The sequence below is a fragment of the Uliginosibacterium paludis genome, assembly GCF_039631355.1.
Lineage (GTDB): Bacteria > Pseudomonadota > Gammaproteobacteria > Burkholderiales > Rhodocyclaceae > Uliginosibacterium > Uliginosibacterium paludis.
On sequence record NZ_JBDIVF010000003.1, the window covers coordinates 183,274 to 207,191 of the forward strand.

The window sequence follows — 23,918 nt, forward strand, 5'->3', positions numbered from 1 at the left end:
AAACGTGCCCTAGGCACAACCGCAACGACTGGTGTTTCTTGACATGACTGATGTAAATGCTGCGGGAACGGCTTCCCGTACCGGTCTTCCGGGGGCCGACGCTCCGGAACTGCTCTTTTTGCAGCGTGCTGCACGCCTGCTGCTGACCTACAACATGCGCACCTCGCTGCTGCGCGAACGCATCGACGAGATCGCCAGGGCCCTGAACCTGAGCCTGCAGGTCTCCCTGGCCTATCGCACGGCCACCATCTATGCACCGGGTGGCGTCACCATTCATGCCCAGACCCCCGAGTTGCGCATCAACGTGGCGGTGAGTGCACGGGTCAATCGGATCATTGATGCTGTCTGCGTCGGCAAGCTGCCTGTCAGCGACGCGATCGGTCAGCTCGACGACGCCGAACGCAGCGCCGAACGACATGACCGCTGGGTGCTGGCCCTGATTTTCGGCCTCGGAGCGGGCGCGCTTGCCTGGCTGCTCTCGGCGGACTGGCCGGCGATGGCCGTGATTTCCTTGTCTTCCGCACTGGGCCTGCTGCTGCGCCAGGAGCTGCACAAGCATCATCCGGTCCTGTTTGCCCTGCCTTTTGTGGCTGCGCTGACCGGCTCGCTGCTGGGCGGGATGGTCATCCGGATGGGCTGGACCCAGACCCCGGGGATCTGTCTGATCGTGCCGGCGCTCATGCTGGTGCCCGGGCCGCATCTGATCAACGGCCTCTACGACATGCTCGAGAACAACATGCAGACCGGGCTCTCCCGCCTGGGGCTGGCGCTGGGCATTCTGGTCGCGGCGGCAGCCGGCGTGTTTGCGGGCGGTTACCTCACGCTGGGCATGACGACGGCGCCGATTTATCACATCGAGCTCGCGCCCATTTCGCTGTGGCTTGACGTGATTCTGGCCGGCGTGGCTTCGTGTGCTTTCGGTGCGTTCTACAATGCGCCCTGGCGTGTGCTGTGGACGTCCATCCTCTGCGGCATGGTCGGACATGGCGTGCGTTACGTGGTCATGGAGCAGGGGCATCATGTCGAGATCGCGACCCTTTTCGCGTGTTTCGTGATCGGCTTCATGGCGATTCGCTGGGTTTCCAGCCAGCGCTTGCCGTTTGCGGCAGTGGCCTTTGCCGGCGCGGTGCCGATGATGCCGGGCACCCTGATTTACAGGACCATCGCGGGCGCCATGGACATTTCCTTTCTGGGCGCGAAGGCGCCGATGGAGCTGGTGGCCAGCACGATGGCGAGTGGTTTCAAGGCGGGATTCGTGGTCGGCGCCATGGGAATGGGCTTGCTGGCTGGCGCATGGCTGGGGGGGATCGTTCTCCGGCAATTCGGAAAGCTTTTCAGATGAACAGACAGATAGCATTGATCGGTGCACCGACCGATATCGGAGCGGGAACCCGTGGCGCCTCGATGGGGCCCGAGGCCCTGCGTGTCGCAGGCCTGCGGACCGCACTGGAGAGTCACGGCCTGGCGGTTGAAGACCGCGGCAACCTTTCCGGCCCGACCAATCCGGGCCTGCCTCCGGTTTATGGCTATCGTCACCTCGAGGAGGCGATAGCCTGGAATCGCGCCGTGCACGACGCGATCAGTCTGGCGCTGGCAGACGGCCGTTTGCCCATCATGCTGGGCGGTGATCATTCGCTGGCCATCGGCTCGATCAGCGCTGTCGCGCGGCATTGCCGTCGCGTCGGCAAGAAGCTGCGCGTGCTCTGGCTTGATGCCCACGCCGACTTCAATACCTCGGTCATCACGCCTTCCGGCAATATTCATGGCATGCCGGTTGCATGCCTTTGCGGTCACGGACCGGATCCGCTTACCGGCATGTCCGATTGCCGGCCGGCCATCGATGCGGCCTGGGTTCGCCAGATCGGCATCCGTTCGGTGGATCAGGGCGAGAAACGCTTCGTGCACGAGGCCGGGCTGGAAGTTTTCGACATGCGCTTCATCGACGAGAACGGCATGCGGCACACCATGGAGCAGGCGCTGCTGGGGCTTGACCCGGACACGCACCTGCATGTCAGCTTCGACGTCGATTTTCTCGATCCGGAAATCGCACCCGGTGTCGGCACGCTGGTGCCGGGCGGCCCCACCTACCGTGAGGCCCAGCTGTGCATGGAGATGATTGCGGACACCGGATTGCTGGCCTCGCTCGATGTGGTCGAACTCAACCCGGCGCTCGACGTGCGCAACAAGACCGCGATGCTCGCGGTCGATCTCATCGAAAGCCTGTTCGGCAAGTCGACGCTGATGCGTCGGGAGGCCTGACTTCCTCATGCACGGCTTGATGCAGGGGACGTTTGCTGTGGAAGCAAACCCTAAAGAATGTGGTTCCACGAGCCGATATTCCTGCGGTCCGGGTCGCGATCCAGCGCCTGGCCTGACGGGTTCGCACGGTCGGCAGCGATGCTTTCCGGTCGCAAGCTCCGGACACTACTCCGTCCCGAACGGCGAAAAACGATGAAAGCGCTGGTAATCGACGACACATTGACAAGCTCCACGCTGCTGGCACAACGCCTGCGCAAGATGGGGATCGAACCTCTGTGCGCCGCAGACGGACTGGGTGGTATCGAACTCTTCAAGGCACATCGACCTGACCTGGTGCTGCTTGATGTGGCCATGCCGGGGCTGGATGGTTACGAGACCGCCAAGCGCATGCGCCAGCTCGAGCGCGATGGCGAATGGACGCCCATCCTGTTCCTGACCGCACGCACCGGAGACGATGATCTGGCCCGCGGCATTGCCGTCGGCGGCGACGACTTTCTGGTCACCCCGGTCTCCGAGATCATCCTGCAGACCAAGGTTCGCGCCATGCAGCGGATGACCCAGATGCGGCATTCGCTGGTGGTGCTGACCCGCAGGCTGGATGAGGCCAACCGCGAGCTGACCCGGCTCTCTTCGGAAGACAGCCTGACCGGCGTGGCCAACCGACGCCAGTTCGACGAAGTGCTGCGGCGGGAATGGTCGCGTGGTGCGCGGGCGGCGAGTCCGCTCTCGCTGATCATGTGCGATGTAGATCACTTCAAGCAGTACAACGATCTTTACGGTCACCCGGCGGGGGATGCCTGCCTGAGGGAGATCGGCCGGCTGCTTCGCGAGTGCGCCCGGCGCCCGGCTGACCTTGCAGCACGTTATGGTGGCGAGGAGTTTGCGCTGATCCTGCCGGACACCGATGCGGATGGCGCGGGACGCGTGGCCCGGGCGTTGTCAGGGCAGCTCGAGGCACTGGCCATGCGGCATGAGGGGTCTGCTCACGGACGTGTCACCCTGAGTATCGGGGTTGCCAGCAGCTTGCCGCGCCGTGATGCAGGCAGTACTGAAGATCTTGTTACCGCGGCGGACCGGGCGCTCTACCGGGCCAAGCATGCCGGACGGAATCAGGTGCAGGTCACCGACGGAGAACTTACATGAGCGGATCTGGCAGACGGCTGGAACACATCAGTGTCCTGATCATTGACGACAACGACACCACGCGGGCGATGCTGCGTTCGATCCTGCGCGCCGAAGGCATCAACGTGATCGGCGAGGCACGGGACGGAGATAGTGGTCTGGCGCTCGTGCGCAAGCAGGCACCCACCGTGGTGTGTCTGGATGTCATGATGCCCAATGTGGGCGGACTCGACATCCTGCCGCAGATCCGGACGGAGTTTCCCGATGTCCGGATCCTGATGGTGACCGGCGCAACGGATCGCGACACGGTTCAGGCGGCCATTCAGGGCGGTGCCTGCGGCTATCTCGTCAAGCCCTTCAATGGCGCCCAGGTGGTCGCGGCCATCGAGCAGGCTTCGCTGCGCAAGCCCCTGCGAGGCAGTGCCTGAGCAGGGCCCGAGTGTTCAGAAGACGTCTTTCCAGCGGCGCAGTTCGCTGAAGGCCTCCAGTGTGTCGACGGGCGCGCGACCGAGCCGCTGGGTGAGTGCCGCGCGTACGGATGGCTCGGTGCAGCGCAGGAAGGGGTTGGTCGCCAGCTCGTCTGCCAGCCGTGAAGGCAGGGTGGGCCGACTCTGCTCGCGCAATGCCCGGCAATGGGCTTCCCGCGAAACAAGGGCGGTGTTGTCCGGCTCTACGGCTCGGGCAAATGCCAGGTTGGAAAGCGTGTACTCATGCGCGCAATGGATCAATGTCTCTGCCGGCAGACTGGCGAGTCGCCCAAGGGAAGCATGCAACTGTGTTGCTGTGCCCCCGAGCAGGCGTCCGCAGCCTGCAGCGAACAAGGTGTCGCCGCAGAAAAGATGGCCGGCGTGAAGATAGGCTAAGTGCTCTTCGGTGTGCCCGGGCACAGCAAGCACCTCGAAGCGTGCAGGGAAGCCCTCAAGGCTGAAGCTGGCGCCATCTTCATGGCGGTGAGTCACGAGCGGCATGTCGGGTGATCGTGGCCCATGGACCGGCACCTGGCCGTCGGCAAGCAGGGCTGCCACGCCGCCCTGATGATCCGCGTGGCGGTGGGTGAGCAGTATCGCGCTCAGCTGCAGCCCTTCGGCTGCGAGGAAGTTGCGTACTGGCGCCGCTTCGCCTGGATCCACCACGACGCAGTAGCGGCCTTCGCAGAGGGCCCAGATATAGTTGTCCCGCAGGGCGGAAACGGGAACAATCCGCTCAGTATTTTTCATGACCAGCATTCTACGGGGCTTCAGGATGTCTCACCGCACTCAGGGAGACTGGTTCGAAACGGCGAGAGGGCGTTACCTTCTGGCCTGGGAGCACGCGGCCTTCGACCGCAAGCTTGTCGATATCTTCGGTTTCAATGCCGTGCAGTTCGGCATGTGCAATCACGACTTCCTGCGTGCAAACCGCATGCCCAATCGCATCATGTGCTCCGACATGGCCGTGGCCGGTGTCTCGGCCGCCTCCGTTCTGGCCAGTGAGCACGAGTTGCCCTTCGCATCGCAGAGCCTTGATCTGGTCGTGTTGCCGCATGTGCTGGAGTTCGTGAACCGGCCGCATGAGGTGTTGCGTGAAGTGGAGCGCGTCCTGCTGCCCGAGGGGCATGTGCTCATCAGCACGTTCAACCCGATGAGCCTCTGGGGCATGCGGCGAGTGATGTCCGGGCATATGGGCGAATTTCCCTGGACCGGGCAGTACCTCTCCGTGCTGCGGCTGAAAGACTGGCTGAGTCTGCTGGGTTTCGAGCATCGCTCGGCCGCTTCAGGCTGTTTTGCGCCGCCCTTGTCGAGCGAGGTCTGGCTTCGGCGCTGGTCGTTCATGGAAAGCACTGGCCGCTACTGCTGGCCTTTCGGTGGTGCGGTAACGCTGCTTCACGCCGTGAAGAAAGTGCCGGGCATGAGGGTGATTGCACCCAACTGGCGCGATATGCAGCGCGCGGGCAAGAAGTCCATGGTGCCTGCGGCGAACCATCATGGCAAAACCGGCGCGGGTGACGTGTTCTCCTGACCGATTCTCTACAGGCTGATTGAATGGAACAGATTGAAATCTTTACCGATGGCGCATGTTCGGGCAACCCGGGGCCGGGAGGCTGGGGAGCGATCCTGCGCGCCGGCAAGGCCGAAAAGGAAATCTGGGGCGGAGAGCCCTCGACGACCAATAATCGCATGGAGATGCTGGCCGTAATCAGCGCGCTTGAGGCGCTCAAGCGTCCGGTGGCCGCGCGCGTCTATACCGATTCGCAGTATGTGCAGAAAGGCATGACGGAGTGGCTGCAGGGCTGGAAGCGGCGAGGCTGGAAAACCGCCGGCAAGGAGCCGGTCAAGAACGAGGATCTCTGGCGCAGGCTGGACGCGGCGGCTGCGCAGCATGCGCTGGAGTGGGTGTGGGTGCGCGGCCACAACGGGCACGTGGAGAACGAGCGCTGTGATGCGCTGGCGAGGCAGGGCGTGGAAGCCGTGCGCAAGACGGGGCAGGTCGTCCTGCCCTCCTGAAAGGCTGCGCGTCGGTGTCCGGCCTATTGCAGGCGGATGTCGACGCGTCGGGCTTCCTGCATGTCTTCGGTGCCCGGCACCACTTCCGGCTTGCGCAGATGCACCCGGTCTTCCGGCAGACCTGCCTCGATCAGCGCTTCGCGAACCGCATCTGCCCTGGCCTTGGCAAGCAGCGCATTTTTCTCGGGATCTCCGCTCGGGTCGTGGAAGCCGGAAATCAGGATCAGCTTCTTCGGATTGGTCTGAGCCTTTTCCTTGATGGTCTGGATCGCCCCGCCGGCTTCGTCGGGGAGCTCTGACTTGCCCGATTCAAAATAGATGGTGGCCAAGGGCTCCCCCTGGGGGACGATCTCGCCATTGACCATGACCGGAGCCGGGCTCTTGCCGCTCGACACGACGCCCAGCATCACGACGCCAAGTACGCAGGCAAAAATGATGGCGGCGAGCAGGATCGCCACGACCTTCAAACCGATGTCATCGTCGTCTTGCATGGTGTCTCCGGATGCTGACGGATTGGAAAACAGCGGCAGGATACGCGCAACTCAGGCTGGCTGCACGCGCTGCATCACCTGATCCAGCCAGTGTGTGTAGAGGCGTTCGGTCGCCACCCGCATGGCGGGCAGTTTTTTCGCGGTCTCCGCGCGGATCAGTTCAGCCGATTGCACCGGACTGCCGGGTACGTCAATGACTGCGGTTTCACCCGACCATTCTTCTGTCCATTGTCCGATCAGCTCAGGCGTCATTTCCACATGGCATTGCATGCCCAGATGCGGTCCGATCGCAAAGGCCTGATTGCCGCAGTGCGTGCTCGAGAGCAGGGGCTCGGCTCCCGCCGGGAGGGCGAAGGTTTCTCCGTGCCAGTGGAAACAGTCGAAGTCACCCAGCTCTCCCAGCCACGCGTGGGCGGCCGGCGTTGCAGCACGATAAACCCTGTTCCAACCTATTTCGCGGACCGGATTGCTGCTGACCCGGGCACCCAACGCCTTGGCCATCAACTGGCCACCCAGGCAATGGCCGATGACCGGAATGTCATTCGCAAGGGCTTCGCGGATCAGTGCGAGTTCCCGATCGATCCAGGGGAGCGGATCGTTGACGCTCATTTCTCCACCCAGAAAGCACAGGCCCGAACTGTCGGCGCATGACGAGGGGATCGCTTCCCCAAGATCGGTTCTGACCAGCCGCCAGGGAATCTCACGCCTATCCAGGAAGCTGGCAAAATGCCCGGGACCGACCAGGCGGCTGTGCTGGAAAATGATGACGGGTTTCATTCGATCTGGAGACGAGATGAATTTGAGTGCAGGGGCGCACCGGATATTTCTGAGCATTCTAGCCAGCCTCGGATTGGCCATGAGTGATACCGCTCATTCACAGGAGGTGGTGCTCGCGGGCGTTCTGGGGGGCAAGGCCTTGCTGGTCGTCGACGGTGGTCCGCCCCGCACGCTGGCGGTCGGGCAGCGCCTGGGTGCGGTACAGCTCGTTTCCGTCTCCGCCGATGCTGCCGAAATCGATATCAGCGGGCAGCGCAGTCGCCTCACGCTGGGCGGGCAGCCGGTCAGTGCGGCAAGTCGCGCCAGTAGCGCGCGTGAGGTCACACTCGTCTCGGATCTGCGAGGGCATTTCTCCACCATTGGCACGATCAATGGCAGCAGCGTGCGTTTCCTGGTGGATACCGGTGCCTCCCTGGTTTCCATGGGGCCCGCCACCGCGGTGGCGGCCGGGATCGATTACCGGCGTGGCGAGCAGGGAATGGCCTCCACTGCCAACGGGGTTGTGCCGGTCTGGCGGGTGCGGATCCGCAAACTGACACTCGGCGACATCCAGCTTGAGGATGTGGACAGTGTGGTGATGCAGGTTGAAATGCCCGCTGTGCTGCTCGGCATGAGCGTGCTCAACCGTATGGAGATGCGGCGCGACGGGAGTACGATGGTTCTTCGCCAACGCTATTGAGGGCTGTCGTGACGCCGGTCATCACGCTTGAGGTGCTCAGGTCTCGTCTGCAGGAGCAGGACGCTTCGGTCTGGAAGCAGGAGTGGCCCAGCCATGCCGGGCTGATCGAGGCGGCAGTGCTTGTTCCGCTGATCGAGCGTCCGTCAGGGTTGCATGTGGTGCTGACTCGCCGGGCGGAACATCTGCATCACCATGCCGGGCAGATCAGTTTTCCGGGAGGCCGACTGGAGGAGGATGACGAAAGTCTCACGGCGGCAGCCTTGCGCGAAACCGCGGAGGAAGTTGGCGTCTCTGCCGGGATGATCGAGGTTGTGCAGGTTCTGCCGGCCTTCTCTACGCCGAGCGGATTTCGCATCACGCCTGTACTGGGCAGTCTGAAACCCGATGTGTGTTTTGTTCCCGATCCGTTCGAGGTGGCCGAAATTTTCGAAGTGCCACTTGCCTTCGTGCTCCAGCGCGAAAACTACCAGCAGCACCGCATCTGCTGGCAGGGAGGGGTTCGGCATGTCCATGCCGTGCCCTGCAGGGGGCGTTTCATCTGGGGGGCTACGGCCGGCATCCTCAACATGCTGGCGGGGTTTGTCCGGTCCGGTGACTGACTTGCGAATTGTGCCTCGGGCGCCACACGGCCAAGCGGGGAGGGCTGGCCTTGTGCTATCTTCCGGGGCCTGAATCCGTTCGTGTGTCTGTTGCCCCTGAGCTTTTTGATGACCCTGCTCGCGCTCATCCTGACTCTTGTTCTTGAACAGTTTCGCCCCCTCAATGCGGCGCGCTATCTCTATCCGGTTCTGGCTGCGCTCGGAGATTTCTTCGAATCCCGTTTCAATGACGGCCAGGCACGACACGGTACCGCCGCGTGGTGCCTGATGATCCTGCCGCCGGTGCTGCTGTCAGCCGTGCTGTATTTCATCCTGTTTGCGGTACATCCGCTTGCCGCACTGCTCTTCAACATCATCGTGCTGTACTACACGATGGGCTTTCGCCATTCGAGCCATTTTTTCACCCGGATCCATGCGGCATTGCGAGCCCAGGAACTCCAGGAAGCGCGCCGTCTGATCGGGGAATGGCGAGGCCATCAACATGACCGCAGCAGCACCCAGGAGATCGTTCGCCTCACGCTGGAGCAGGGCATTGTCGGCTCACACCGGCAGGTATTCGCCCTCATCGTGTGCTTTGTTCTGCTGCCTGGTCCAAGCGGTGCAGTTCTGTACCGGATGGCGGACTACTTTGCCTCGACCTGGGGCAAGCGGACGGATCCGGACATCGGCGAATTCGGCCGGTTTGCGCGTCGCGCCTTCCATGTGATCGAGTGGCTTCCGGCCAGAGTGACGGCGACGGCGTTCTCGATCGTCGGCGACTTCGAGGACGCCGCCTATTGCTGGCGGACGCAGTCTGGCGAATGGCATGATCCCGATGAAGGCATCCTGCTCGCGGCAGGCGCCGGCGCTCTGGGAGTGAGGGTAGGTTTGCCCATCCAGGAAAGCGGCGAAATCGTGGATCGTCCGGAGCTGGGAACCGGGGATGAGGCCGAAGTCGAGCATCTGCAGAGCTTCGTCGGCCTTGTTCGTCGCACGCTGGTGCTCAGTGTGCTGGGCCTTGTGGTTCTGGGGCTGAGCCGTATCGCTGCGTGAGCTTCAGCCTGTCAGCCAGCGGCGGACCGAGCTTTCGACACGGTCTTCGAAACCTGCTTGCAGGCTGTCGAACTCCTCATAGCCGGACCAGTTCTCGCGGAATTGCCTGAGCCAGGTGATTTGTCGTTTGGCGAGCTGCCGTGTGGCGGCAATCCCTTTTTCGCGCATCGTCGCCAGATCGCTCAGCCCGTCGAGATACTCCCACACCTGCCGGTATCCGACACAGCGCATCGAGGTCATCGTGACTTCCAGCCGGTAGCGCGTGCGCAACTGACGGACCTCCTCCACAAGGCCCGCCTCCAGCATGGCATCGAAGCGCCGGGCGATCCGTTCATGCAGAACGTGGCGGGCCGAGGGTTGCAGGGCGATGGGCAGGCAGTCGAATTCAGGCTGCGTATCCTCCCGCCGGGCATAGCTCTCAGCCAGGGGGCGTCCCGTGAGCCGTACGATCTCCAGCGCTCGCTGGATGCGTTGGGCATCATTGGGATTCAGCCGTGCGGAAGCCTCCGGGTCGAGTGCTGCGAGTTCGGCATGCAGCGCGGGCCAGCCTTCCCGAGCCGCACGACTTTCTATTTCCAGGCGCAGCCCTTCATCGGCCTGAGGCAGGTCGGAGAGCCCCTCCATGAGCGCCTTGAAGTACAGCATCGTGCCGCCAGCCAGCACCGGGATCCGGCCACGTGCGGCGATCGAGGTCACGAGTCTCGTGGTGTCCTGCACGAACAGCGCGGCAGAGTAGCTTTGCTCGGGGCTCAGGATGTCGATGAGGTGGTGCGGGCAGCTGGCCTGTTCGCTGGCCGTGGGCTTGGCGGTACCAATGTCCATGTCCCGATAGACGAGGGCAGAGTCTACGCTGATGATCTCGATCGGCATTTTTTCGGCAAGCCTCAGCGCAGCAGCGGTCTTTCCGCTCGCGGTCGGGCCCATCAGCATTACGGCGCGCAGCCTGGAATCAGTCATCGGAATAACGAAAGAAAAAGATGCCCTTGATCGTAAGGCGGCTGGTCTTGGCCGTGATCCTGCTCATGCTGGCCTGCAGGGCGTTTGCCGGCAGCCCGCTCATGCTCTGGGAGGTCTCAGGCAAGGGCTCGACAGTGTACCTGTTCGGCTCGATACACGTTTGCACGGCAGCATGTTTTCCGCTGAGTCCGAGCGTACTGGCGCGGCTGGATGCGAGTGACGCCCTGATCGTGGAGCTCGATGCCGAGCGGCGCGCATCCCGACAGCGGCTTCTTGATGCAGGACGTCTTCCGCCAGGCAAAACCTTGTCAGGCATGCTGAAGCCTGCTGAGCGTGAGCGTCTCGCCGGCGTGCTCGGCAGTCTGGGCGTGCCTGCCGCTGCGGTAGAGGGTTTCCGGCCCTGGATGGCGGGTCTGGTGATTTCCGTTCAGGCCGCAGCCCAGGCGGGCTTCGACGCCGGCCTCGGTATCGATGTGAGCCTGATGGCCCGCAGCCGGAAGCAGGGAAAGATGCTGATCGAACTGGAGAGCGCCGATCGACAGGTTCGCGCCCTGTCTTCAGGAAGCGATGCAGAGCAGATCGAAGCCTTGAACCGTTTGCTGGAGCAAGTGGCATCGGGAAAAATGCCTGCCATGCTGGCAGATCTCCTGCAGGCCTGGAAAACCGGGGATGCAGCGTCACTGGCCGGAATGGTCAGGGACGACCTGCCTGACGATTCCGAGCAGTCGAAGGAATTGCTGCTTCACCGCAATCATGAGATGGCCCGGTCGATCGTTGCCCGGGCGCAGCGCGGTGGCAAATACTTCGCTGTCATCGGGGCGGCCCATCTGGTTGGTCAGTCGGGTGTGCCGACACTTCTGGCGCAGCAGGGCTTCAAGGTCGTGCAGGTGCGCGACGGAGAATGAAAAACCCCGCCGGAGCGGGGTTGGAGCCAGGCTGAATGCTGGACGTAAGTCAGCGCCGCGTGCCCTGCGAGTAGATGAAGGCGTCATAGGCGCGTTCGGCGACACGGAACCAGAGATTCTGGTCGTCATGGAATTTCTTCCATTGCGTGTAGACCTTCTTGAAGGTCGGATACTTGGCCGAGAATTCGTCGTAGAGCTCGTAGGTCGCCTTCTGGGCGGCCACCATGACGTCCTTCGGAAACTCGCGCAGCTGGGCTCCGCCCGCCACCAGACGACGCAGCGCGACGACGTTCTTGACGTCATAGTCGGCCTGCATCTGGACGTGAGCATTGGCGCAGGCATTTTCGAGGATCTGCTGATACTCCTTGGGCAGTTCGGCCCATTTCTTGAGATTCACGTAGATCGACAATTGCGGGCCGGCCTCCCAGAATCCCGGGTAGTAGTAGTACTTCGCGACGCGGTTGAAGCCGAGCTTTTCATCGTCATACGGACCGACCCATTCGACTGCGTCGATCGTGCCTTTCTCGAGAGCCGGGTAAATGTCGGCGGCGCCCATTTGCTGACCTACGACACCCAGCTTGCCCATCACCTGACCCGCGATGCCCGCGATACGCATCTTGAGGCCTTTCATGTCGGCGACGGTCTTTATTTCCTTGCGGAACCAGCCGCCCATCTGCACGCCGGTGTTGCCGCAGGGGATGTTGTAGATGTTGTAGCTCTTGAAGAGCTCACGCATGAGTTCCAGCCCGCCACCGGCCCACATCCAGGCGGACTGCTGGCGGCTGTTGAGGCCGAAGGGCACTGCACAGTCGAATGCGAAGGTCGGATCCTTGCCGACGTAGTAGTAGCTTGCGGATTGGCCCATGTCGACCGTTCCGTCCTTGACGGCATCCAGCACGGCAGCACTGGGAACAATTTCTCCGGCAGCAAAGAGCTGGATTTCGAACTTGCCTCCGGTGGCCGCCTTGACCTCACGCGAGACGGATTCGATCGCGTTGAAGAGCGTGTCGAGACTTTTCGGGAAACTCGATGCAAGCTTCCACTTGATCGTCGGCAGCGACGAAGACTGGGCGATGGCGGGTGCGGCAAGCGCACCAGCGGCCAGTCCGGCGCCAGCGTGCTTCAGGAACGAACGACGTTCAACCATGGGTGTCTCCCTGTATTTATGAAATCCGGCGCCCCGATTATCAAAGCACCGCCATTCCCCGCGAAACGGGGAAAACCCTCAGCTCCCCGCAATGGTCATCCGGCCGATCACAAGCGAGGGGCATTGTTTTCCGCCGCGAATGATGGTGTCATTGCCCAGTGCGGTGATGTTGCGGAACATGTCACGCAGATTGCCTGCAATCGTGATTTCATTGACGGGGTAGGAAATCTCGCCGTTCTCGATCCAGTAGCCCGCAGCGCCGCGCGAGTAGTCGCCGGTCACGTAATTCACACCCTGACCCAGCAACTCGGTGACCAGCAGCCCGCGACCGATTTCGCGCGCGAGTTCGGGCAGGCTTTTGCTGCCGGGACGGACAATCAGGTTGTGACAGCCACCGGCGTTTCCGGTGGTCTGCATGCCCAGCTTGCGTGCGGAATAGCTGCCGAGGAAATAGCCTTCCAGCACGCCGTCGCTGACGACCGCGCGGTCTCTGGTTGCGACGCCTTCGTCATCGAAGGGCGTGCTGCCGAGCGCCTTGGGGATGTGTGGCAGCTCATCGATGTGAATGCCGGCAGAAAAGACCTGCTTGCCGAGCGCATCGAGCAGGAAGCTTGATTTGCGGTACAGGCTGCCGCCACTGACTGCCTGGACAAAACTGCCGAGCAGGCCGCAGGCCTGGGGCGCCTCGAAGATGACGGGAACCTTGCAGGTCTTGATCCGACGGGAGCCCAGGCGTGAGAGCGCGCGGCGGGCGGCGTAGTCGCCGATGCTGGCCGGCGAGGCAAGCATGGCGGGGTCGCGCATGGAACTGTACCAGTCCCCCGTCTGCATGTCGTCGCCCTCACCGGCGATCACTCCAACCGATATCGAGTGCCGGGAGGTGGCAAAGCCCGCACGGAAACCGAGGCTGTTGGCTGCCATGAACTGGGATTCCTGCACATACACATTGGCGCCATCCGAGTTCCGGATTTCAGGGCTGACGGCAAATGCGGCAGCTTCACATTCACGGGCGATGAGGGTTGCAGCGTCGGTATCGATTTTCCAGGGATGATGCAGGTCGAGCTTGCTGCGCTTGCCTTTCCACAGCAGAGCCTTGTCGGCGAGGCCGGCGGCGGGGTCCGGTGCGGTGAAACGTGCGATCGACAGCGCGGCGTCGACCGTTGCGCGCAAGGCTGCGCGCGAAAAATCGGATGAGCTGGCATGCCCGCGCTGCTGGCCAAGATAGACCGTCACGCCAATGCCCTTGTCCCGGTTGTACTCGATGGTGTCTACATTGCCGCATCGCACAGAGACGGACTGCCCGAAGCCTTCCGAAATGTCCGTCTCGCAGGCCGTCGCGCCGCGCGAGGCCGCGTAGGAGAGGATCTCCTGGGCGAGGTCACCCAGCTGGGTTTGGGAATAGCTGAAACCGTTGTTCTTCCTGGACATGAATCGGGTGCCTTGACGCGTGGGGCTATAATCTTATCGTTTAAAGCCCTTGCAGGCGCAGGCACTGTGTGTTTCCAGCAAACCGGCCTGGATTGATCCGCTTGCTTCAAGAGAAAACATGAGAAAAACCGAAGATACCGAAGACTCCTACTTTGTCAGCAAGTCGCAGCGCAAGCGCGATATGGATGCGCTGCAGGATCTCGGCAAGAAGCTGACCGAGTACGCGCCGGCCCGCCTGAAAAAAGTGCCGATGTCCGAGAACCTGCGCGAGGCGCTGGTCGAAATGGCCCGGCTGACGGCCAACGGCGCACGGGCGCGGCAGTTGCAATACATCGGCCGCCTGATGAGGAGCGAGGAAGTTGAACCGATCCGTGCCGCGCTCGATGTGATCGAGGGCAAGTCGCATGCGGAAGTGGCACGCATGCACCGGCTCGAGAAACTGCGCGAACGCCTGCTGGAAGACGAAACCATGCTGACCGAGATCGGCAACGAGTTTCCGTCGCTTGATCTCGGACGACTGCGACAGCTGCGCCGCAACGCGATCAAGGAGCGGGCGGAGAGCAAGCCGCCCAAGGCCTACCGCGAAATCTTCCAGATCCTGCGCGAGATGGATGAAGGCAAGCATGGCGCGAGCGGAGATGATCAGGATGAGGATCTCGAGGTGGCCGGAGAATGAGTGCCAAGGACCTTCTCAGAATCGGCATCGTGTCGGTCAGCGACCGTGCTGCGGGAGGCATTTATGAAGACAAGGGCATCCCCGCTTTGCTCGAATGGTTCGGTGCCGCGATCTCCAGTCCGTGGGAGGGCGTCACCCGGCTGATTCCCGATGAGCGTGCGCTGATTGAAAGGACGCTCATTGAGTTGGCTGATGAAGAAGCTTGCGCCCTGATCGTCACGACGGGCGGAACGGGCCCGGCCGTGCGTGATGTCACGCCGGAGGCCACGCAAGCGGTCGGAGAGCGGGAAATGCCGGGTTTCGGGGAGGAGATGCGGCGGATTTCGCGCCACTTCGTGCCGACCGCCATACTCTCCCGGCAGACTGCGGTCATCCGTGGAAAGAGCCTGATCATCAATCTGCCCGGTCAGCCCAAAGCCATCCGTGAAACGCTGGAGGGGCTGCGGGACGCTGACGGCAGGCTGCAGGTGGAAGGCGTGTTTGCCGCCGTGCCGTACTGCATCGACCTGCTTGACGGGCCCTACATCGAGACTCATGAGCAGGTGACGCGGGCCTTCAGACCGAAGAGCGCAATTCGCAAACCCGCCTGATCAGAACGGGCTGGCGAGCGTCGGGCCCAGGGCCTGCAGCCAGAGGGCGAGTTTCTGCTCGAAGCGCAGGCTTGCGTGTGCCGGGCTGGTCGAGGGCAGGCGTTGCATTGCTGGCAGACGTGATTTCGTCAGATCGGGCAGCACGTGGCGGCGGAAGAGCTGCTCGGCTGCCGCTCCGTTGAAGCAGATCAGCTTCACGCCTGAATGATTCCGGAGAAACGCTTCGATGTCGTTTGGAACCACACTGGCGTGTTCGATGGACGCATCGAGGCTGCCCGGGCGAACACACTGTTGCAATACGTCCCACAGCGCGATGCCGGCAGCAGTCAGCGAGCGGCAGCGTTCTTCATAAGGCAGATCGGGCCTGAACTCGAGGATGCGGGCCATGATCGGCCAGAATCCGTTGTGCGGATGGGCGTAATAGCGGTGCGCCGTGAGGGAGGCTACGCCCGGCATGCTGCCGAGAATGAGTATCCGCGCATCGGGCTCCGCGATGGCCGGGAAGCTCCGCACGACGATGGCTGCCTCGGCCTTCGCGGTGGTTTCCGGCTTTCCGGTGGTTTCAGTCGATGAAGGCCGGGCCATTCTGCATCTGCCTGTTCATCTCTTCCTTCATGGCCGTCGTCACGCCACCGCGCAGGGTGTAGCGTTCATCAAAAACCGGCGACCCCGCCATCAACTGACGTTGACGCTCAAGGTAATCTGCCGTACTGCCCATGACGCGGGCGGGGTTTCCGAAGGCCAGGCTGCCAGCGGGAATATCGGCGCTGACAACGCTTCCCGCGCCAATGATGCAGTCGTCACCGATGCGGATGCCGGGCAGGACGATCGCGCCCGCGCCGATGAACACCCTGCTGCCGATTTCGAGCCGCCCCAGGCGGACCTTGCCCAGCGCCTGACGCATGCTGGCGTCGTGCGCGAGCAGGGTGACGCGCGGCCCCAGCGTGACGTCGTCACCGATCCGGATATGCCAGCAGTGACTCGCGTCGATGAGGCAGGAGTCCTGCATGAAAAAGTTCCGGCCGGTGATCAGCCCGTTCGCACGGAGACGGCTCAACGGGTCGCGGCCCAGCAGGCGTCGCAGCAGCCGGCGAATCGTACTCATCATCCTGCGGCTTCCAGCGAGACGCCTGCTGCGGCGAGTTCGCGAACGATGTCTAAATGAACCGGCACGCCGGCAACAAGATTTGCATCGCGCTCTGCCCAGCCCCGCTGACCGGGCCAGACAAAGGGGGCCGCCTCAGTCGCAAGGTAGGCGAGCATGCTTTCCACCCGGGCATTGAGTGTTTCGCGCCCGCCGAAGGCTGCCGGGTCGATCGCGATGAAGAGTTTGCAGGAGTCCGGGTCCAGCCCGCTGCGGTCAGAACCGACGATTTCATTGCCGAAGGCGCCGCCTGCCAATGCGGCGGTGAGCAGTTCGACCATCAGCGCCAGACCCGCACCCTTGTGTCCGCCGAAGGGCAGGACAGCCCCGGCCAGAATGGCGGCAGCATCCTGGCTGGGGCGACCTTCCGCGTCGAGCCCCCAGCCAGGCGGAACGTCCCGTTCCTCCCTTTTCCAGGTGTTGACCTTGCCAACGGCAGCCTGGCTCATTGCAATGTCGAGCACCAGAGGCGTGTCCGGATTGGCCTGGGGAATACCGATTGCGATCGGGTTGTTGCCGATGATCCGGCGTGTGGCACCCCAGGCCGCCATGGTTGGCATGGCATTGGTCATGCATAGCCCGATCATGCCCTGTTGCGCCGCCCGGGCGGCGTAGGCATGCGCACGTCCCCAGTGAGTGGTGCGGCGTGCAAGGCAGGCGCCGATGCCGCAATGCCGGGCGCGGCTCACTGCGTCATCCATGGCGTGACAGGCGCTCGCCCGTCCGGGGCCGTTTTCGCAATCCAGCAGGCTGGTGGCCAGTGTTTCCCGCTCGATTTGCCAGTGCGCCGAGGGATTGACACGGCCTTCCGCCATGGCCGTGAGCAGGGGCGGCAGCATGCGGATGCCGTGGGAGGGGACGCCAAGCAGATCAGCTTCAGCCATGATCCGCGCCTCGGTTGCGGCGCACGCGGCACTCAGTCCGGCTTTCGTCAAGGCGGCTGCAAGCAGGTCACACAGCGCGGGGTAGGGGATCCTGAGAGAGGAGGGCACGGTTGTTCCTGACTGCACACAAAGGAAGTGGGAGTTTAATCGCCGGCGCTGCCGAGCAGAATGATCAGGATTTTTTTGTCAAAACCCTAAACCCTTTGAGGCGACTGCCGTAATAGACCTTGAAGGAGGTGGTTCCGTGCCGGAATCATTGTTAAGCAAACCAGGGGGCTTCATGCAGGTAAGTGTCGAACAGATCAGGATCAGCGCCCAGTTGCTCGTCATGGACGCATTGCTTGAAAGTGCTCGTGCAGGCGGTGCGCCTGCCGTGTCTGCCAATGAGATTGCGCTGGGCCATATCCTGCGCATGCTGGCTGAGCCGCGAACAATTGATCCCGCCGGGCTGGATCACGCGCTTCAATCCTGTCAGGGCGCCCAGAGCCTCTGCTGATCTCGCCGGCCCGCACCGGGCGGGCCGCCATCCTTGTCGCTGTCAGATGCGCTGCTGCGCGCTGACCGCTTCCCTCAGATCCTCAACTGTTCTATCAGGGCTGCCTCCAGCTTGATGGTGTGGGCGCTGTTGCCCAGGTTCGGGCTGCTGACGAGGAACGTATCTTCCGCCCGCTCTCCCAGCGTCGCGATCTTGGCGGTTTCCAGATTGATGTCGTGCTCGATCAGCGTCCGTGCGATCAGGAACAGCAGGCCCGGACGGTCGGCTGCCACGATCGACAGGATGAACTGCTGACCTTTCTCATCAGGCATCAGACTGACTGAAGGCGCGATCGGGAAGTGCTTGAGCTGGCGCGAAACCCGGCCACCCGACGGGCAATCGATCGCTTCCTGGCTGGCCAGTTTTCGGGTGAGTTCGTGCTCGATCAGAGCGATGACGTCGCGATAATGCTCGCGTCCGTTCGGGTCCATGATCACGAAGCTGTCCAGCGCGTAGTCATTGCCGGTGGTGTGGATCTTGGCGTCAAGAATGCTGTAGCCCATCCGTGCAAAGAACGCGCACAGGCGCAGGAAGAGGTCTTTCTGGTCACGCGTGTAGACCATGACCTGGATGCCGTTGTCGACGAGACTGGGCCGGGCCTTGACCACGATTTCCTCGCCACGCGGGCGGTAATAGAGCATTCGCGTATGCCAGGCGATTTCATCCGCGTCGTGGCGGAGGAAGTAGAGCGTATCCAGTTCTTTCCAGAACGCGTCTTCGGTTCCGGGGCGCAGGCCGAAGAAGCGGAGTTTCTGGCGCGCGACTTCCTGTCTCTCTGATACCCCCATGAGCTGATCCGGGGTGTTGCCGCGCAGCAGCTGGCGTGTGGCGAGAAAGAGTTCCTCCAGCAGGCGTGACTTCCAGCCATTCCAGACTTTCGGACTCGTTCCCCGGATATCGGCGTGAGTGATGAGGTAGAGCGCGCTCAGGCGGCGCTCGGTCTTGACGAGGCTGGCGAAGCGCCGGATCACGTCGGGGTCCGAGAGATCCTGCTTCTGTGCCACCTGGGACATCGTCAGGTGGTGCTGGACCAGCCAGACCACCAGCTGGGTGTCTTCCTTGTCCAGACCATGGTTGCGGCAGAATCTGCGCGCGTCTCCCATGCCCAGCGTCGAGTGGTCTCCGCCGCGTCCCTTGGCGATATCGTGGAAGAGTGCTGCGATGAAAAGAAGCCAGGGCTTCTTGCATTCGCTCGCTATCCGGGTCATCAGCGGGTATTCGTGTGCGTGTTCTTCCATCAGGAAGCGGCGCACATTGCGCAACACCTGGAGGATGTGCTGGTCCACGGTGTAGGCGTGGAAAAGATCGTGCTGCATCTGACCTACGATGCGTGCAAAGGCAGGCAGATAGGTTCCCAGGATGCTGTACTGGTTGAGCAGCCGGAATGCGTGCGTCTGGCCCCGGGGCTCCTGAAGCAGGGCCAGGAAGGTCGCTCGATTGGCCGGGTCGGCACGGAAGCGCGCATCGATCAGGCTTCTGGCATGCCAAAGTGCGCGCAGGGTGCGAACCGTCATGCCTTTGACTTCGGCATGCTGCTCCATGAGCAGGAAGGCTTCGAGGATCGCGCCGGGGGTGCGTTCGAAGGTGTCGTCTTCCGCGATATCGAGCTGGTCGCCGACCAGCAGGAAGCGCTCGTTGAGTGCGCGCGTCTGGAAAGCGCCGGGAGGCTGATAGCGGGCGCCCAGGTTCTGCAGCAGTATCGTATTGAGCTGCGAGATCTTCTTGGCTGCCAGATAGTAGCGCTGCATCATGACTTCCGATGCGCGCCGGGCCTTGGTGGGTTTGACGCCGAAAGCGCGGGCCAGCGCTTCCTGATGATCGAAGATCAGGCGATCTTCGCGCCGTCCGGCAATGTAATGCAAGCGGATGCGGACTTGCTGCAGCACGCGTTCGTTCTTCTTCAGCACCCGGACCTCTTCGGCCGTGATCAGGCCGTGCCGGGCCAGCTCGTCCCAGCGCGTCCCAAGGCCTGACGCCAGGGCGATCCAGATGATGGATTGAAGATCGCGCAGGCCGCCCGGGCTTTCCTTGCAATTGGGCTCGACAGCGTAAGGCGTGTGGTTGAAGCGGTTGTAGCGCTGCTCCTGCTCGGCGCACTTGGCATCGAAAAAGCGGGCTGGATCAAAGCCGGCCTTGGTGGCCGAGATGAAATGGCGATAGAGCTTGCTGCTGCCGCAGAGTCGACGGGATTCAAGCAGATTGGTCTGGATGGTGACGTCGTTGGCAGCTTCTGCCACGCATTCTTCGACCGTGCGTACGCTGTGCCCGATGTCGAGGCCGAGATCCCAGAGTTTGCCAATGAATTGCTGGATGGTTTCGCCCAGTTCGGCGGAAGGCTCTGCGGCCAGCAGAATCAGGATGTCGACGTCCGAGCAGGGGTAGAGTTCGCCTCGGCCATAGCCCCCCACGGCGACCAGCGTGGCGCTGTCGGGCATTGAGAACGTCTGCCAGAGGCTCCGGAGTACGCCGTCGACGAGTCGAGCGCGCCCATGCAGCAAACGGGCTGGGCTGCCGTGCTGCTCATAGGCTTTTCTCAGATCCTGCTGAGCTTGCTGGAGTTCGTTGCGCAGTTTTTCGCATGCGCTGCGATAAGGGTCCGGAGTCACGGTCAGGCTGCTGAGCTGAAGTTCGGAAGGGTGATTGCGGAAAGATCGGTCGACGCCGGCGGCAGTGGGCAGCCCTCAGACCAGGTCAGTACTTCCACGCCGTTCCGGGTGACGAGAAGGGTGTGCTCCCATTGTGCCGAGAGCGAGCGATCCTTGGTGACGATGGTCCAGCCGTCGGGGAGTTCCGAGATGGCAGCCTTGCCGGCGTTGATCATCGGCTCGATCGTGAAGGTCATGCCTTCCTGCAATGTTTCGCCCGCGCCGGGCTTGCCGTAATGCACCACCTGTGGCGCCTCGTGAAACGCGCGCCCGATGCCGTGACCGCAGAATTCGCGGACCACCGAGAAGCCCGCACCTTCCGCGTGCTGCTGGATGGCGTGCCCGATGTCGCCCAGGGTAGCGCCGGGGCGCACTTGCGCGATGCCTCGCCAGAGGCATTCAAAGCTCACCTGGCTTAGTCGCCGGGCCTGGATGCTGACGTCTCCGATGAGGAACATCCGGCTGCTGTCGCCATGAAAGCCGTCCTTGATGACGGTGATGTCCAGGTTGACGATATCCCCCTTCTTGAGGAGCTTTGGCCCGGGAATTCCGTGGCAGACCTGGTGGTTGATCGAAGTACAGATCGATTTCGGATAAGGCGTGTAGCCGGACGGAGCGTAATTGAGCGGCGCGGGAATGCAGCCCAGTACCGTTGTCATGTAGTCATGGCAAAGCCGGTCAAGTTGTTCCGTGCTCACGCCTGCCACAACATGGGGGGTGATGTAGTCGAGAACTTCCGAGGCCAGGCGGCCGGCTGTTCGCATGGATTCGATTTCGTCACTGCTTTTGATGATGATGCTCATGCGCTGCTTGCTTGGCCTGAAAGAGCTTCGAAGGCTAGCGCAGAACGCCTGAGGGCAGCAACGCATTGCAGGTTTCGGATTGTGTGGCTTGAGGGAATTTGTGCCTCGCTGCTATACTTGCGGGCTGGGTCCATGAAGGATCCGGGTGAGGTTCATGAGGAATCTCGCAAATCCACACGTTCGCTGATCACGGGTCTGTCTGCAGGATGGGCAGCTAAGCCGCCGGGATGTTTCCGGTGCTGCAGCGAACGGAGGCTAACCCTGAAAACTTGGAGTATCAATCATGGCAGTTACCATGCGTCAAATGCTGGAAGCCGGTGTCCACTTCGGCCACCAGACCCGCTTCTGGAATCCCAAGATGGCCCCGTTCATTTTCGGCCATCGCAACAAGATCCACATCGTTAACCTCGAAAAGACCCTGGTCAAGTACAACGAGGCTGTCGATTTCGTCAAGAAGCTGTCCGCTAACCGCGGCACCATCCTGTTTGTGGGTACCAAGCGTCAGGCTCGCGAGATTCTCGCAGAAGAAGCCCAGCGCGCTGGCATGCCTTATGTTGACGAGCGCTGGCTCGGCGGCATGCTGACCAACTTCAAGACGGTCAAGGGATCGATCAAGCGTCTGAAAGAAATGGAACAGATGTTCGAAGACGGCTCCGTCGAGCGTCTGTCGAAGAAGGAAGCCCTGCTGGCCAAGCGCGAGCTGGAAAAGCTGACCAAGAGCCTCGGCGGCATCAAGGACATGGCCGGCCTGCCGGACGCGATCTTCGTGATCGACGTCGGTTACCACAAGATTGCCATCACCGAAGCCAAGAAGCTGGGTATTCCCGTCATTGGCGTGGTTGATACCAACCACTCGCCGGAAGGTGTGGATTACGTGATCCCGGGTAACGACGACTCGTCCCGCGCGATCCGCCTGTATTCGCAAGGTGTGGCTGATGCGGTTCTTGAAGGCAAGAACAGCATGGTTCAGGACATCGTTGCTGCTGCTTCGGACGAGTTCGTCGAAGTCCAGGAAAACGCAGAGCAAGCGTAATAAAGCCAGTGCATGCTCGCCACCGCGATCCCGTCAGGGGTTGTGCTGGCGAGCCTGTTGTTTTGAAATCCAATATTCTGAATTCAGGAGTGAGCATGGCGGCTATTACCGCAAGCATGGTTGCTGAACTGCGCGGCAAGACTGACGCGCCCATGATGGAGTGCAAGAAGGCACTGACCGAAGCCGACGGCGATATGGCCAAGGCCGAAGAAATTCTGCGCGTCAAGCTGGGCAACAAGGCAACCAAGGCTGCTGCCCGCGTGACCGCGGAAGGCATTGTCGGTACCTACATTTCTGCAGATGGCAAGCTGGCTTCCATCGTTGAAGTGAACTGCGAGACCGACTTCGTTGCCAAGAACGATGACTTCCTGGCTTTCACCAAGTCTGTTGCTGAGCTGATCGCTACCCAGAACCCGGCGGATGTCGCTGCCGTTTCTGCGCTGGCGCTGGATGGTTCGACCGTTGAAGCGGTTCGTGCAGCCCTGGTCGGCAAGATCGGTGAAAACATCACGATCCGTCGTTTTGAGCGCGTTGAAGCCAAGGGCAAGGTTGCGGCCTACATTCACGGCGGCGCCAAGATCGGCGTGCTGGTTGACCTGGTGGGCGGCGAAGAGCAGCTGGCCAAGGACATCGCGATGCACATCGCCGCTTCCAAGCCGAAGTCGCTGGATTCCACCGGTGTTGATGCCGCGCTGATCGAAGCCGAGCGTCGCGTCGCCATCGAGAAGGCCAAGGAAGCAGGCAAGCCGGAAGCCATGCTGGAAAAGATTGCCGAAGGCTCCGTGCAGAAGTTCCTCAAGGACGTAACCCTGCTGGGCCAGGTGTTCGTCAAGGCTGAAGACGGCAAGCAGACCATTGAGCAGCTGCTCAAGGCCAAGTCGGCTTCCATCGCTGGTTTTACCCTGTATCTGGTGGGTGAAGGCATCGAGAAGAAGGTGAATGACTTTGCTGCTGAAGTGGCCGCCCAGGCTGCCGCTGCCGCTGCTGCACGCTGATCGGAGAACGGAATATGCCCACTGCCTACAAGCGAATCCTGCTCAAGCTGTCCGGTGAGGCCCTGATGGGGGACGATGCCTATGGCATCAACCAGGGAGTCGTCTCCCGCATCGTGGCTGAAGTGGCCGAGGTTTCGCGTCTCGGTGTCGAAGTCGGCATCGTGATTGGCGGTGGCAATATTTTCCGTGGCATGGCTGGCGCGGCTTCCGGCATGGACCGCGCCACCGCTGATTACATGGGCATGATGGCAACCATCATGAATGCCATGGCTCTGGGTGACGCGATGCGCGTTGCCGGTGTGGCGGCCCGTGTGCAGTCGGCTCTGAACGTCGAACAGGTTGTCGAGCCGTATATCCGCAACAAGGCGATTCGTTACCTTGAGGAAGGCAAGATCGTCATCTTTGCCGCCGGAACAGGTAACCCGTTCTTTACGACCGATACGGCAGCTGCCTTGCGTGGCACTGAAATGGAAGCCCAGATTGTTCTGAAGGCGACCAAGGTCGATGGTATCTACAGCGCGGATCCCAACAAGGATCCTGCGGCTACGCGTTTCAGCAACATTTCCTTCGACGAAGCGATTTCGCGCAATCTGCAGGTGATGGATGCCACGGCATTTGCCCTGTGTCGTGACCAGAAGCTGCCGATCAAGGTCTTCAGCATCTTCAAGCCGGGCGCGTTGATGCGCATCGTGAGAGGCGAGGACGAAGGTACGCTGGTTCATATTTGAGAGGCT

At 62.0% G+C, this 23,918-nt stretch carries 27 protein-coding genes; 16 read left to right on the forward strand and 11 right to left on the reverse strand.

The genetic code is table 11. The annotated features are described in order from the left end of the window. Window positions 1–43: 43 nt before the first annotated feature. From ABDB87_RS09645 to ABDB87_RS09660, 4 genes are all read left to right on the forward strand, one after another. Window positions 44–1,342: a threonine/serine exporter family protein gene (locus ABDB87_RS09645; protein ID WP_345926393.1), complete on the forward strand. Its 1,299-nt coding sequence runs from the start codon at window positions 44–46 to the stop codon at window positions 1,340–1,342. Next, window positions 1,339–2,259 (forward strand): arginase, encoded by a 921-nt coding sequence (gene rocF / locus ABDB87_RS09650; protein WP_345926395.1) that lies wholly within the window; start codon window positions 1,339–1,341, stop codon window positions 2,257–2,259. The genes ABDB87_RS09645 and rocF overlap by 4 nt, the downstream gene beginning before the upstream one ends. Before the next feature lie 192 nt (window positions 2,260–2,451). Then, entirely contained in the window at window positions 2,452–3,402 is a 951-nt protein-coding gene (locus tag ABDB87_RS09655) for a GGDEF domain-containing response regulator (protein ID WP_345926397.1), read from the forward strand. Beyond that, window positions 3,399–3,809, forward strand: coding sequence for a response regulator (locus ABDB87_RS09660; protein WP_345926398.1), 411 nt, complete (start codon window positions 3,399–3,401; stop codon window positions 3,807–3,809). The genes ABDB87_RS09655 and ABDB87_RS09660 overlap by 4 nt, the downstream gene beginning before the upstream one ends. A 15-nt stretch (window positions 3,810–3,824) precedes the next feature. Here the strand turns inward: ABDB87_RS09660 and gloB are convergent, their stop codons facing one another. Further along, window positions 3,825–4,598, reverse strand: a complete 774-nt coding sequence (gloB, locus tag ABDB87_RS09665; protein WP_345926399.1) for a hydroxyacylglutathione hydrolase — start codon at window positions 4,596–4,598, stop codon at window positions 3,825–3,827. Window positions 4,599–4,623: 25 nt separating this feature from the next. Between gloB and ABDB87_RS09670 the strand changes: the two genes are divergently transcribed. Together ABDB87_RS09670 and rnhA are read left to right on the forward strand one after the other, a co-directional pair. Next, entirely contained in the window at window positions 4,624–5,379 is a 756-nt protein-coding gene (locus tag ABDB87_RS09670; protein WP_345926401.1) for a methyltransferase domain-containing protein, read from the forward strand. Between the two features lie 23 nt (window positions 5,380–5,402). After that, window positions 5,403–5,864 carry a ribonuclease HI gene (rnhA, locus tag ABDB87_RS09675; RefSeq protein ID WP_345926403.1) on the forward strand — a complete coding sequence of 154 codons (462 nt, stop codon included), beginning with the start codon at window positions 5,403–5,405 and terminating at the stop codon, window positions 5,862–5,864. Between the two features lie 23 nt (window positions 5,865–5,887). Here the strand turns inward: rnhA and ABDB87_RS09680 are convergent, their stop codons facing one another. Both ABDB87_RS09680 and ABDB87_RS09685 read right to left on the reverse strand, forming a co-directional pair. Continuing rightward, window positions 5,888–6,355: an OmpA family protein gene (locus ABDB87_RS09680; RefSeq protein ID WP_345926405.1), complete on the reverse strand. Its 468-nt coding sequence runs from the start codon at window positions 6,353–6,355 to the stop codon at window positions 5,888–5,890. Window positions 6,356–6,406: 51 nt separating this feature from the next. Then, the gene (locus tag ABDB87_RS09685; protein ID WP_345926407.1) at window positions 6,407–7,132 is read right to left on the reverse strand and encodes a type 1 glutamine amidotransferase; all 726 of its coding nucleotides are present in this window, start codon (window positions 7,130–7,132) and stop codon (window positions 6,407–6,409) included. Window positions 7,133–7,211: 79 nt separating this feature from the next. Here ABDB87_RS09685 and ABDB87_RS09690 point away from each other — a divergent pair, with 79 nt between their 5' ends. From ABDB87_RS09690 to ABDB87_RS09700, 3 genes are all read left to right on the forward strand, one after another. Further along, window positions 7,212–7,811 (forward strand): retropepsin-like aspartic protease family protein, encoded by a 600-nt coding sequence (locus tag ABDB87_RS09690; protein WP_345926409.1) that lies wholly within the window; start codon window positions 7,212–7,214, stop codon window positions 7,809–7,811. An 8-nt stretch (window positions 7,812–7,819) separates the two neighbouring features. Then, window positions 7,820–8,410, forward strand: coding sequence for a CoA pyrophosphatase (locus ABDB87_RS09695; RefSeq protein WP_345926411.1), 591 nt, complete (start codon window positions 7,820–7,822; stop codon window positions 8,408–8,410). Window positions 8,411–8,518: 108 nt separating this feature from the next. Continuing rightward, window positions 8,519–9,442, forward strand: coding sequence for a CobD/CbiB family protein (locus tag ABDB87_RS09700; protein WP_345926413.1), 924 nt, complete (start codon window positions 8,519–8,521; stop codon window positions 9,440–9,442). 3 nt (window positions 9,443–9,445) lie between these two features. On the opposite strand, the gene miaA is transcribed toward ABDB87_RS09700, so the two are convergent. Then, on the reverse strand, window positions 9,446–10,399 hold the full coding sequence (gene miaA / locus ABDB87_RS09705) for a tRNA (adenosine(37)-N6)-dimethylallyltransferase MiaA (protein ID WP_345926415.1): 954 nt from the start codon (window positions 10,397–10,399) through the stop codon (window positions 9,446–9,448). Between the two features lie 20 nt (window positions 10,400–10,419). Here miaA and ABDB87_RS09710 point away from each other — a divergent pair, with 20 nt between their 5' ends. Continuing rightward, window positions 10,420–11,304: a TraB/GumN family protein gene (locus ABDB87_RS09710; protein WP_345926417.1), complete on the forward strand. Its 885-nt coding sequence runs from the start codon at window positions 10,420–10,422 to the stop codon at window positions 11,302–11,304. A 49-nt stretch (window positions 11,305–11,353) separates the two neighbouring features. Here the strand turns inward: ABDB87_RS09710 and ABDB87_RS09715 are convergent, their stop codons facing one another. Beyond that, the gene (locus tag ABDB87_RS09715; protein WP_345926419.1) at window positions 11,354–12,451 is read right to left on the reverse strand and encodes a TRAP transporter substrate-binding protein; all 1,098 of its coding nucleotides are present in this window, start codon (window positions 12,449–12,451) and stop codon (window positions 11,354–11,356) included. A 78-nt stretch (window positions 12,452–12,529) separates the two neighbouring features. Continuing rightward, a complete protein-coding gene (gene pmbA, locus ABDB87_RS09720) occupies window positions 12,530–13,879 on the reverse strand; it encodes a metalloprotease PmbA (protein WP_345926421.1) in 1,350 nt (449 codons plus the stop codon). Between the two features lie 118 nt (window positions 13,880–13,997). On the opposite strand from pmbA, the gene yjgA reads away from it, so the two are divergent. Both yjgA and mog read left to right on the forward strand, forming a co-directional pair. Next, complete coding sequence (gene yjgA, locus ABDB87_RS09725) at window positions 13,998–14,555, forward strand: ribosome biogenesis factor YjgA (protein WP_345926423.1); 558 nt, start codon at window positions 13,998–14,000, stop codon at window positions 14,553–14,555. Then, a complete protein-coding gene (gene mog / locus ABDB87_RS09730; protein WP_345926425.1) occupies window positions 14,552–15,145 on the forward strand; it encodes a molybdopterin adenylyltransferase in 594 nt (197 codons plus the stop codon). Before yjgA ends, mog begins: the two co-directional genes overlap by 4 nt. On the opposite strand, the gene ABDB87_RS09735 is transcribed toward mog, so the two are convergent. From ABDB87_RS09735 to ABDB87_RS09745, 3 genes are read right to left on the reverse strand one after another with little or no spacing between them, the layout of a single operon-like run. Continuing rightward, window positions 15,146–15,730: a DNA-deoxyinosine glycosylase gene (locus ABDB87_RS09735; protein WP_345926427.1), complete on the reverse strand. Its 585-nt coding sequence runs from the start codon at window positions 15,728–15,730 to the stop codon at window positions 15,146–15,148. It abuts the gene before it with no gap. Continuing rightward, window positions 15,708–16,253 (reverse strand): acyltransferase, encoded by a 546-nt coding sequence (locus tag ABDB87_RS09740; protein ID WP_345926429.1) that lies wholly within the window; start codon window positions 16,251–16,253, stop codon window positions 15,708–15,710. Before ABDB87_RS09740 ends, ABDB87_RS09735 begins: the two co-directional genes overlap by 23 nt. Next, window positions 16,250–17,299: an Ldh family oxidoreductase gene (locus ABDB87_RS09745; protein WP_345926431.1), complete on the reverse strand. Its 1,050-nt coding sequence runs from the start codon at window positions 17,297–17,299 to the stop codon at window positions 16,250–16,252. The genes ABDB87_RS09740 and ABDB87_RS09745 overlap by 4 nt, the downstream gene beginning before the upstream one ends. A gap of 118 nt (window positions 17,300–17,417) precedes the next feature. Here ABDB87_RS09745 and ABDB87_RS09750 point away from each other — a divergent pair, with 118 nt between their 5' ends. After that, complete coding sequence (locus ABDB87_RS09750; RefSeq protein WP_345926432.1) at window positions 17,418–17,669, forward strand: hypothetical protein; 252 nt, start codon at window positions 17,418–17,420, stop codon at window positions 17,667–17,669. 74 nt (window positions 17,670–17,743) lie between these two features. Here the strand turns inward: ABDB87_RS09750 and ABDB87_RS09755 are convergent, their stop codons facing one another. After that, on the reverse strand, window positions 17,744–20,314 hold the full coding sequence (locus tag ABDB87_RS09755) for a [protein-PII] uridylyltransferase (protein ID WP_345926435.1): 2,571 nt from the start codon (window positions 20,312–20,314) through the stop codon (window positions 17,744–17,746). A 2-nt stretch (window positions 20,315–20,316) separates the two neighbouring features. Beyond that, complete coding sequence (gene map / locus ABDB87_RS09760) at window positions 20,317–21,156, reverse strand: type I methionyl aminopeptidase (RefSeq protein ID WP_345926437.1); 840 nt, start codon at window positions 21,154–21,156, stop codon at window positions 20,317–20,319. A 283-nt stretch (window positions 21,157–21,439) separates the two neighbouring features. Between map and rpsB the strand changes: the two genes are divergently transcribed. From rpsB to pyrH, 3 genes are all read left to right on the forward strand, one after another. Next, the gene (rpsB, locus tag ABDB87_RS09765) at window positions 21,440–22,189 is read left to right on the forward strand and encodes a 30S ribosomal protein S2 (protein ID WP_345926439.1); all 750 of its coding nucleotides are present in this window, start codon (window positions 21,440–21,442) and stop codon (window positions 22,187–22,189) included. A 95-nt stretch (window positions 22,190–22,284) separates the two neighbouring features. After that, complete coding sequence (tsf, locus tag ABDB87_RS09770; protein WP_345926440.1) at window positions 22,285–23,184, forward strand: translation elongation factor Ts; 900 nt, start codon at window positions 22,285–22,287, stop codon at window positions 23,182–23,184. A gap of 14 nt (window positions 23,185–23,198) precedes the next feature. After that, entirely contained in the window at window positions 23,199–23,912 is a 714-nt protein-coding gene (gene pyrH / locus ABDB87_RS09775) for a UMP kinase (protein WP_345926441.1), read from the forward strand. The last annotated feature ends 6 nt before the right edge of the window (window positions 23,913–23,918 follow it).